The sequence below is a fragment of the Pseudomonas sp. NBRC 111123 genome (assembly GCF_001320205.1).
GTDB classification, from domain to species: Bacteria; Pseudomonadota; Gammaproteobacteria; order Pseudomonadales; family Pseudomonadaceae; genus Aquipseudomonas; species Aquipseudomonas putida_J.
Map to the genome: position 1 here is coordinate 56539 of NZ_BCAZ01000034.1, position 9310 is coordinate 65848.

The 9310-nt window shown below is 63.9% G+C and carries 8 protein-coding genes; 7 read left to right on the forward strand and 1 reads right to left on the reverse strand.

Features of this window, described 5'->3' with window-relative positions; translation table 11 throughout:
• The first annotated feature begins 21 nt into the window (after nt 1-21).
• Genes APH27_RS17575 through murB form a run of 4 tightly spaced genes read left to right on the forward strand, consistent with a single transcriptional unit; the run spans nt 22 to nt 2448 of the window.
• Complete coding sequence (locus tag APH27_RS17575) at nt 22-207, forward strand: Trm112 family protein (protein ID WP_003247142.1); 186 nt, start codon at nt 22-24, stop codon at nt 205-207.
• The gene (kdsB, locus tag APH27_RS17580; protein WP_027919454.1) at nt 204-968 is read left to right on the forward strand and encodes a 3-deoxy-manno-octulosonate cytidylyltransferase; all 765 of its coding nucleotides are present in this window, start codon (nt 204-206) and stop codon (nt 966-968) included. The genes APH27_RS17575 and kdsB overlap by 4 nt, the downstream gene beginning before the upstream one ends.
• Nucleotides 968-1432, forward strand: a complete 465-nt coding sequence (locus APH27_RS17585; RefSeq protein ID WP_027919453.1) for a low molecular weight protein-tyrosine-phosphatase — start codon at nt 968-970, stop codon at nt 1430-1432. Before kdsB ends, APH27_RS17585 begins: the two co-directional genes overlap by 1 nt.
• The gene (murB, locus tag APH27_RS17590) at nt 1429-2448 is read left to right on the forward strand and encodes a UDP-N-acetylmuramate dehydrogenase (protein WP_027919452.1); all 1020 of its coding nucleotides are present in this window, start codon (nt 1429-1431) and stop codon (nt 2446-2448) included. Before APH27_RS17585 ends, murB begins: the two co-directional genes overlap by 4 nt.
• 119 nt (nt 2449-2567) lie before the next feature.
• Here the strand turns inward: murB and rne are convergent, their stop codons facing one another.
• Entirely contained in the window at nt 2568-5828 is a 3261-nt protein-coding gene (rne, locus tag APH27_RS17595) for a ribonuclease E (protein WP_060485502.1), read from the reverse strand.
• An 801-nt stretch (nt 5829-6629) separates the two neighbouring features.
• Between rne and rluC the strand changes: the two genes are divergently transcribed.
• Genes rluC through APH27_RS17610 form a run of 3 tightly spaced genes read left to right on the forward strand, consistent with a single transcriptional unit; the run spans nt 6630 to nt 9293 of the window.
• The gene (gene rluC, locus APH27_RS17600; protein ID WP_027919450.1) at nt 6630-7586 is read left to right on the forward strand and encodes a 23S rRNA pseudouridine(955/2504/2580) synthase RluC; all 957 of its coding nucleotides are present in this window, start codon (nt 6630-6632) and stop codon (nt 7584-7586) included.
• Complete coding sequence (locus APH27_RS17605; RefSeq protein WP_027919449.1) at nt 7576-8256, forward strand: HAD family hydrolase; 681 nt, start codon at nt 7576-7578, stop codon at nt 8254-8256. Before rluC ends, APH27_RS17605 begins: the two co-directional genes overlap by 11 nt.
• A 2-nt stretch (nt 8257-8258) precedes the next feature.
• Nucleotides 8259-9293 carry a S49 family peptidase gene (locus APH27_RS17610; RefSeq protein WP_027919448.1) on the forward strand — a complete coding sequence of 345 codons (1035 nt, stop codon included), beginning with the start codon at nt 8259-8261 and terminating at the stop codon, nt 9291-9293.
• Nucleotides 9294-9310: the final 17 nt, after the last annotated feature.

The following is a 9310-nucleotide window of genomic DNA, read 5'->3' on the forward strand; positions in this document are numbered from 1 at the left end:
CCTGGCCTCAAGGAAGCCTCCATGGACACCAAACTGCTCGATATCCTCGCCTGCCCGATCACCAAGGGCCCGCTCAAGCTCAGTGCTGACAAGACCGAGCTGATCAGCAAGGGCGCAGGCCTGGCCTACCCGATCCGTGACGGTATCCCGGTGATGCTGGAAAGCGAAGCGCGTACCTTGACCGACGACGAGCGTCTGGACAAATGAGCGTGAACTTCACCGTGGTCATTCCCGCCCGGCTGCGCTCCACGCGCCTGCCGGGCAAGCCGCTGCTGGCAATTGCTGGCAAGCCTATGGTCCAGCACGTCTGGGAGCAGGCGCGCAAGAGTGGCGCCAGTCGGGTGGTCATCGCCACCGATGACGCCAGCATCCTCGAAGCCTGCCAGGCCTTTGGCGCCGAAGTGCTGATGACCCGCGCCGACCATGAATCGGGCACCGACCGCCTGGCCGAAGTGGCTACGCACCTGGGGCTGCCGGCTGATGCCATCGTGGTCAACGTACAGGGCGACGAGCCCTTGATCCCACCGGTGATCATCGACCAGGTGGCCGCCAACCTGGCAGCCCACCCGGAAGCCGGCATCGCCACCCTGGCCGAGCCGATCCATGAGCCGGAAACCGTGTTCAACCCCAATGCGGTCAAGGTGGTCAGCGACAAGAACGGCCTGGCCTTGAGTTTCAGCCGTGCGCCGCTGCCTTGGGCCCGCGACGCCTTTGCCAAGGACCGCGACGTGCTGCCGCAAGGCGTGCCGTATCGCCGCCACATCGGCATGTATGCCTACCGCGTCGGCTTCCTGCAGGACTTCGTCAGTTGGGGCCCATGCTGGCTCGAGCAGACCGAGGCCCTGGAGCAGCTGCGTGCGCTGTGGCATGGCGTGCGTATCCACGTCGAAGACGCCATCCAGGCGCCAGCCGTGGGAGTGGATACCCCCGAAGACCTGGAGCGCGTACGGCGCTTGCTGGAGGCCTGATGCGCGTCCTGTTCGTCTGCCTCGGCAATATCTGCCGCTCGCCCACCGCCGAAGGCGTGCTGCGCCATCAATTGCAGGCGGCCGGCCTGGCTGAGCAGGTGCATGTGGCGTCTGCCGGTACCGGCGACTGGCATGTTGGCAAGGCCCCAGACAGCCGCACCTGCAAGGCAGCGCTGACGCGTGGTTATGACCTGTCGCGCCAGCGTGCCCAGCAGGTCAAGCCGGCGCATTTCGCCGAGTACGACCTGATCCTGGCCATGGATGAGAGCAACCTCGCCCACCTGCGCGCCATGCGCCCGCACAATGCCAGTGGCGAGCTCGACCTGTTCCTGCGCCGTTACGGCGCGGCCCTGGACGAGGTGCCAGACCCTTACTATGGCGGTGCCGAGGGCTTCGAGCAGGTGCTCGACCTGATCGAGGCTGCGTGCCGCGAGCTGGTCGTGGAAATCAAGGGGCGGCTATGACAGCGGTTTGGCAGGAGCAGGTTTCGCTAAAGCCCTACAACACCTTCGGCATCGACGTAAAAGCCCGGTATTTCACCCAGGCACACAGTGATGACGAAGTGCGCGAGGCGTTGGCCCAGGCGCGCCAGCGTCAGTTGCGAGTGCAGGTGATCGGGGGTGGCAGCAACCTGCTGCTGACCCGCGATATCGATGCGCTGGTACTGCACATGGCCAGCCGTGGCCAGCGCGTGCTGAGTGATGACGGCGAGCGGGTGGTGGTCGAGGCGCAAGCTGGTGAACCTTGGCACCCGTTCGTGCAATGGTCGTTGGCGCAAGGCTATTGTGGCCTGGAGAACCTCAGCCTGATACCTGGCACCGTGGGCGCTGCGCCGATGCAGAACGTCGGCGCCTATGGCGTCGAGATCAAGGATGTGTTCGCCGGGCTGACCGCGCTGGACCGGGAGACCGGGGCGCTGCGCGATTTCAGCCTGGAGGAGTGCGCCTTCGGTTACCGCGACAGCGTGTTCAAGCGCAACCCTGGGCGCTGGTTGATCTTGCGTGTGCGCTTTGCGCTGAGCCACGACTTGCAGGCACATCTGGACTATGGCCCTGTGCGCCAGCGCCTGGTGGAGCAGGGCGTTGAGCAGCCAACCGCGCAGGCGATCAGCGACGCCATTTGCAGCATTCGTCGCGAAAAACTGCCGGACCCGGCGGAGTTGGGTAACGCCGGGAGCTTCTTCAAGAATCCGGTAGTGTCGGCTGAGCTGGTCGAAAGCATTCGAAGCCAGTACCCGGGCGTGGTGGCCTATCCCCAGGCAGGCGGCCAGGTGAAGCTGGCAGCGGGCTGGTTGATCGAGCAGGCGGGCTGGAAAGGCTACCGTGAGGGCGATGCGGGTGTCCATCGGCTGCAGTCGCTGGTGCTGGTCAATTATGGCCAGGCGAGTGGGGCGCAGGTGCATGCGCTGGCGCAGCGGATTCAGGCAGATATCCTGCAGCGGTTCGGCGTGGAGCTGGAGATGGAGCCCAACCTGTACTGATTGCTTTGCCTTTCCCGGCCCCGACTTGCCCGCGAAGAGGCCGGAACAGGTAAAGCAGACAGGCAAGAAAAAGCCCCGCCAGTTCGCACTGGCGGGGCTTTTTCATTCAGCCTTGGCTATCAACCGTGATGAGGCTTGTGCTCATCGGTGGTTTCCAGCGCGGGCTCGGCAGCTTCCTGGGCAGCCTTGGCAGCGGCCTCGGCTTCACGCTTGCGGCGACGCACTTCGCGTGGGTCGTTCGGCGCGCGGCCGTTAGGCAGCATGACAGTAGCGGCTTCGACGGTTGCAGGGGCTTCTACAGGGGCTGGCACGACTACCGCAGGGGTAGCTTCGGCAGCAACAGGTTCTACCGCCACTTCCGGCTGGGCTTCGATGACGGCAGCTGGCTGCTCGGCAACCGGTGCTTCTTCAGCCACAACCTGAGCCTGCTCGGCTTCACCGCCCTCGACCACTGCCGCTTCGATCACTTCGGCTTTGGCAGCAGGTGCTTCAACCGGTGCTTGGGCTGCTGCCACTGGCTCGGCGGTAGGGGCCACTTCAACCACTGGCTGCGGTGCGACCTCGACCACTGGCTCGGCGCTGGCTTCGACTACGGTGACCGGCTCGCTGACAGGCTGTTCGACCACCGGCGCGATGACAGCTTCCTCGGCTTGAGCAACCACTTCGGCCTGCTCGGCCGGCTGGGCGACTTCGCTGTTTTCAGTGGTTACAGCTTCGGCGCTGGCGCGCTCGGCCTGCTGGTTGGCTTCAGCCTCGGCATTGGCGCTGATGTGGCTGCTGGCGACAGCGGCAGTGACGGCCAGGCCGGCAGCCAGTTCGGCGCCAAGCTCGGTGGCTTGATGCTGCTGCGGCTGCTCTTCGCTGCCTTCTTCGTCGCTGCCTTCGATCAGCTCGCCATTGGCATTGCGCTGACGCTCACGGCGGTTGCTGCGGCGACGCTGGCCACGGGAGCGACGACGCGGACGCTCGTCATCGGTGCCTTCCTGCTCGTCCTGCAGCAGCTCTTCGTTCGGCAGTTGCTCTTCGGCGAGTTCGGCCGCCTGCTCAGCAGCCTGTTCGGCTGGGCGTGGCTGGCGCTCTTCGCGCGGTGGGCGAGGCTGGCGTTCTTCGCGAGGAGCACGTTCTTCACGCGGGGCACGCTCTTCGCGGGGCGCACGCTCTTCACGCGGGGCGCGCTCTTCACGAGGAGCACGTTCTTCACGAGGTGCGCGCTCTTCGCGTGGTGCACGCTCTTCACGTGGGGCGCGTTCTTCGCGTGGCGCACGCTCTTCACGGGCTACACGCTCTTCGCGCGGCTGGCGCTCTTCGCGTTCTGCCGGTGTGGCGTCCAGCGGCTCGCGCAGTTCGCGTACGCGCTCTTCACCGCGGTTGCCGCGGCGGTCTTCGCGTGGCTGGCGTGGTGCGCGCTCTTCACGTGGCGCACGCTCTTCGCGAGGGGCGCGTTCTTCACGTGGAGCACGCTCCTCGCGTGGTGCGCGTTCTTCACGCGGGGCGCGTTCGGCCCGTTCTTCGCGTGGCTTGCGTTCTTCATCGCGGCGGCCATTGCGGTTGCGGCTCTGCTGGCGGCCGTTGCGGCGCTCTTCGTTGCGCGCGCTACGCTCGGCAGCCGGCTTCTCGGCGGCGGCGACGACCGGTGCGGCGGCGGGTTCTTCCTTGCCGGCGAACAGGCTGACCAGCGACTTCACCAGGCCTTTGAACAGGCTTGGCTCGGGTGCGCTCGGTGCAGGGGCTACCGGTGCGGCGGGCTGAGGCTGCTCTTCGGCGGCGCTCGGTACTGGAGCGTTGGCACGGGCCGGCGCAGTCTTCACCGCGGCTTCCTGGCGAACCAGGGTGCGGGTGGCGGTTGGCTGTGGTGCTTCTTCAGTTTCGGCAGCGGCGATTTCGTAGCTGGACTGGTTGTTCAGCACTTCCGGGTTGTCGTCGCGCAGGCGCTGGACTTCGAAGTGCGGGGTTTCCAGGTGGTCGTTCGGCAGAATGATGATGCGTGCACGAGTGCGCAGTTCGATCTTGGTGATCGAGTTGCGCTTCTCGTTGAGCAGGAAGGCGGCAACCGGGATCGGCACCTGGGCACGTACTTCGGCGGTACGGTCTTTCAGGGCTTCTTCTTCGATCAGGCGCAGGATAGCCAGCGACAGCGATTCGACGTCACGGATGATGCCGGTGCCGGAGCAGCGAGGGCAGACGATGCCGCTGCTTTCGCCGAGCGATGGGCGCAGGCGCTGACGGGACATTTCCAGCAGGCCGAAGCGCGAGATGCGGCCGACCTGAACGCGGGCGCGGTCGGCTTCCAGGCACTCACGTACGCGCTCTTCTACTGCGCGCTGGTTTTTCGCCGGGGTCATGTCGATGAAGTCGATGACGATCAGGCCGCCGATGTCACGCAGACGCAGCTGGCGGGCGATTTCCTCGGCCGCTTCCAGGTTTGTCTGCAGGGCGGTTTCCTCGATGTCGCTGCCTTTGGTGGCGCGCGCCGAGTTGATGTCGATGGAGACCAGTGCTTCGGTCGGGTCGATCACGATCGAGCCACCGGACGGCAGGTCGACAACGCGCTGGAAGGCGGTCTCGATCTGGCTTTCGATCTGGAAACGGTTGAACAGCGGCACGCTGTCTTCGTACAGCTTGACCTTGCTGGCGTACTGCGGCATCACCTGGCGGATGAAGGTCAGGGCTTCTTCCTGGGCATCGATGCTGTCGATCAGCACTTCGCCGATGTCCTGGCGCAGGTAGTCGCGGATGGCGCGGATGATGACGTTGCTTTCCTGGTAGATCAGGAACGGCGCGGCGCGGTCCAGGGACGCTTCCTTGATGGCGGTCCACAGTTGCAGCAGGTAGTCGAGGTCCCACTGCATTTCTTCGCTGCTGCGGCCAAGGCCGGCAGTGCGCACGATCAGGCCCATGTCGCCCGGCACGGTCAGGCCGTTCAGGGCTTCACGCAGCTCGTTGCGCTCTTCGCCTTCGATGCGGCGGGAGATGCCACCGGCACGCGGGTTGTTCGGCATCAGTACCAGGTAGCGGCCAGCCAGGCTGATGAAGGTGGTCAGGGCGGCGCCTTTGTTGCCGCGCTCTTCCTTCTCGACCTGGACGATGACTTCCTGGCCTTCGCTCAGGACTTCCTTGATGTTGACCCGGCCTTCAGGGGCTTTCTTGAAGTATTCGCGGGAGATTTCCTTCAGCGGCAGGAAGCCGTGACGTTCGGAGCCGAAGTCGACGAAGGCGGCTTCGAGGCTGGGCTCGATCCGGGTGATCTTGCCTTTGTAGATGTTGGCCTTTTTCTGCTCACGTGCGCCGGACTCGATGTCCAGGTCGTAGAGACGTTGGCCGTCCACCAGGGCTACACGCAACTCTTCGGGTTGAGTTGCGTTAATCAGCATTCTTTTCATGTTGTACCGTCGGTTTCCGGGCTGCCGGAAACGGCGTTCGGCACACACGACTTCTCATGGTCGGTGCCAAGGTGCGCAAAGGGTGGCCGGGCCACCCCCGTGTCGAGCAACGTTCGGCACCAGCCGGTTGCCCAGCCTGCCGTTGTCGCGACGACGCGTCCTGTTTGCTGCGGTGCCTACCAGGCCCCGGTGGCTTCGAATGGGTATCCGAATCAACCAAGCGGGCCTCGTGCACTCAGTCAGGAGGAGGAATCAACCGTCAGCCGTGGACGCCCGGAGGCATCTGTTCAGGACCTTATCCGCTCGCCGGCCATTCAGTGGGCCGGTGGCCGGACGCGGTGCTACACGGTCCGAGGGCTGTGCATCTCCACCCTGCACGTATCCCTGATAATTCGGGTGCTGCCGCGCGCTGAATCCGCAACGGGTTGCATTTTTCGCCAGCTTCGAACGGGAAGCTGACGCCATTACATATCCAAGGCAGGTATTTCCGAAGCATTCGCCTTGCGTTGCGTGGAAGCGACGGGGGCGGGCAGAGGTGCAGCGAAAAGAATCGGGAAGCAGGTGAAAAACCACACTTGTCGTTTTTTTTCGGTCTTCTCTACACAGCGCTGGTGGCGATTCCAGGCAATTCGGTAAACTGGCGAAAACCCCGTAGGACGGCCTCGCGTCCTGGAGAACTGCGTAGGTCAGGAACCGGCCCAGGGCCTGGTTTCACTGGCCTGCCGCTTTTGGCGGCGTTCGCGACTATAGCAGTAATGATTAAGTGCTTCAATTCCATAAATAATTGTTATGATCCCCGCCATGACGACCAATACCCCTCCGACTTCCGGCGTTCAGCTGATCGAAGTCGCGCCGGAACTTGCCGGCCAACGAATCGACAATTTCCTCATCACGGCGCTCAAGGGCGTGCCCAAGACCCTGGTCTACCGCATCCTGCGCAAGGGTGAGGTGCGGGTCAACAAAGGGCGGGTCAAGCCTGAATACAAGATCCAGGCCGGCGATATCGTGCGCGTTCCGCCTGTCCGGTTGCCCGAGCGTGACGAGCCGGCACCCGTGGCCCAGGGGCTGCTGCAGCGCCTGGAGGCAGCCATCGTCTATGAAGACAAGGCGCTGATCGTGATGAACAAGCCGGCCGGCATTGCTGTGCACGGCGGCAGCGGCCTGAGCTTTGGTGTGATCGAGGCGCTGCGCCAGCTGCGCCCGGACGCCAAGGAGCTGGAGCTGGTGCACCGCCTGGACCGCGACACCTCCGGCCTGCTGATGATCGCCAAGAAGCGCAGCATGCTGCGCCACCTGCATGCCGCCCTGCGTGGTGACGGCGTGGACAAGCGTTACATGGCGCTGGTGCGTGGCCACTGGCCGACTTCGAAGAAGCAGGTCAATGCACCGCTGCTCAAGAGCAACCTGCGCTCCGGCGAGCGCATGGTCGAGGTCAACGATGAAGGCAAGGAGGCGCTGACCCTTTTCCGCGTGCTGCGCCGTTTCGGCGAGTTCGCCACCATTGTCGAGGCGCGCCCGATTACCGGTCGCACCCACCAGATCCGCGTGCACACCTTGCATGCCGGCCACATGATCGCCGGTGACAGCAAGTATGGCGACGAAGACTTCAGTCGCGAGATTCGCGAGCTGGGTGGCAAGCGTCTGTTCCTGCATGCCTATGCCCTGACCGTGCCGCTGCCCGATGGCGGTGAGCTCAAGCTTGAGGCGCCAGTGGATGAGGTGTGGGCGAAAACCGTGGAGCGACTCAGTGCGCCGTGACTATGAGTTACTGATTTTCGATTGGGATGGCACCCTGGCCGACAGCATCGGCCGCATCGTCGAGTCGATGAATGCCGCTGCCGAGCGTGCCGGCGAAGCGCCTAGCCCCGAGGGTGCGGTCAAGGGCATCATCGGCCTCGCGCTGGGGGAGGCCATCTCGACGCTGTATCCGCACCTTGATCCGTTGCAGGTCGAAACTTTCCGCCGGCACTACGCCGACATCTACATGGCCCTGGATCAGCAGCCTTCGCCCTTGTTCGAGGGTGTTGTCGAGTCGCTGGATGCGTTCCGTGCCGAAGGCTATCGCCTGGCAGTGGCGACTGGCAAGGCGCGCCGCGGGCTGGACCGCGTGCTCAAGGCCAATGGATGGGAGCAGTTCTTCGACATCACCCGTGCCGCTGATGAAACCCGTGGCAAGCCGCACCCACTGATGCTCGAAGAAATCCTCGGGCATTGCGGCGTCGAACCCGGGCGGGCGCTGATGGTCGGAGATTCGGCATTCGACCTGCAAATGGCCAGTAATGCCGGCATGCATTCGGTGGCGGTGGGCTATGGTGCCATGTCGCTGCAGGCGCTGGCCGAGTTCGGCCCGCAGGTGTGTATCGAGCATTTTTCCCAGCTGCGCGAGTGGCTGGCCGGTTCCAGGCAAGTTCAATTCCAAGGTAGGTGAGCATGGCTGACGAGTGGAAAGCGCCGGTTAACGAAACCGACGAGGAGCGCCTCGCCCGCGAGGCGCGTGAAGCGCAGAACGAAGAGGTTCGTGTCGAGCAGAAGAGCTGGAAGCTGCTGGAGAAGACCTTGCTGGCCGGTGTTCAGGAGCAGCGTCGGGCTCGGCGCTGGGGGATCTTCTTCAAACTGCTGACCTTCGTCTACCTGTTCGGCATTCTGGTGCTGTTCACGCCATTGATGGACATGGACAAGGCCACCTCGCGCAGCGGCAATCACACTGCGTTGGTAGAGGTGCGCGGGGTAATTGCCGATCAGGAGGCCGCCAGTGCCGACAACCTGGTCAAGAGCCTGCGCGATGCGTTCAAGGACCCCAAGACCAAAGCCGTGGTCATGCGCATCAACAGTCCGGGCGGCAGCCCGGTGCAGGCGGGCTATGTGTACGATGAAATTCGTCGTCTGCGTGGTGAGCACCCAGATATCAAGCTGTATGCGGTAATCGCCGATCTGGGGGCTTCCGGTGCCTACTACATCGCCAGTGCCGCGGATGAAATCTATGCTGACAAGGCCAGTCTGGTTGGCTCCATTGGCGTGACGGCGGCCGGCTACGGCTTCGTGGGTTCCATGGAGAAGCTGGGTGTCGAGCGCCGTACCTATACAGCGGGTGAGCACAAAGCCTTCCTTGACCCGTTCTCGCCAGAAAAGCCTGATGAGCGTGCGTTCTGGCAGGGTGTGCTGGATACCACCCACCAGCAGTTCATTGCCATGGTCAAGCAGGGGCGGGGAGACCGCTTGAAGGATAAGGAGCATCCGGAATTGTTCAGTGGCCTGGTCTGGTCAGGTGAGCAGGCCAAGGCGCTGGGGTTGGTGGATGGGTTGGGCAGTGCCAGCTATGTGGCGCGTGAAATCGTTGGTGAGAAGGATCTGGTCGACTACACCGTGCAGGAATCGCCATTCGATCGCTTCTCCAAGCGCATTGGTGCCAGCGTGGCCGAGCACTTGGCCATGTGGATGGGCTTCCAGGGCCCGCAGTTGCGCTGAGCCTGTCGTGCGTTTTG

Coding starts and splice junctions, on each gene's coding strand:
- APH27_RS17575 (WP_003247142.1), top strand. CDS start 22: ATGGACACCAAACTGCTCGATATCCTCGCCTGCCCGATCACCAAGGGC.
- kdsB (WP_027919454.1), top strand. CDS start 204: ATGAGCGTGAACTTCACCGTGGTCATTCCCGCCCGGCTGCGCTCCACG.
- APH27_RS17585 (WP_027919453.1), top strand. CDS start 968: ATGCGCGTCCTGTTCGTCTGCCTCGGCAATATCTGCCGCTCGCCCACC.
- murB (WP_027919452.1), top strand. CDS start 1,429: ATGACAGCGGTTTGGCAGGAGCAGGTTTCGCTAAAGCCCTACAACACC.
- rne (WP_060485502.1), bottom strand. CDS start 5,828: ATGAAAAGAATGCTGATTAACGCAACTCAACCCGAAGAGTTGCGTGTA.
- rluC (WP_027919450.1), top strand. CDS start 6,630: ATGACGACCAATACCCCTCCGACTTCCGGCGTTCAGCTGATCGAAGTC.
- APH27_RS17610 (WP_027919448.1), top strand. CDS start 8,259: ATGGCTGACGAGTGGAAAGCGCCGGTTAACGAAACCGACGAGGAGCGC.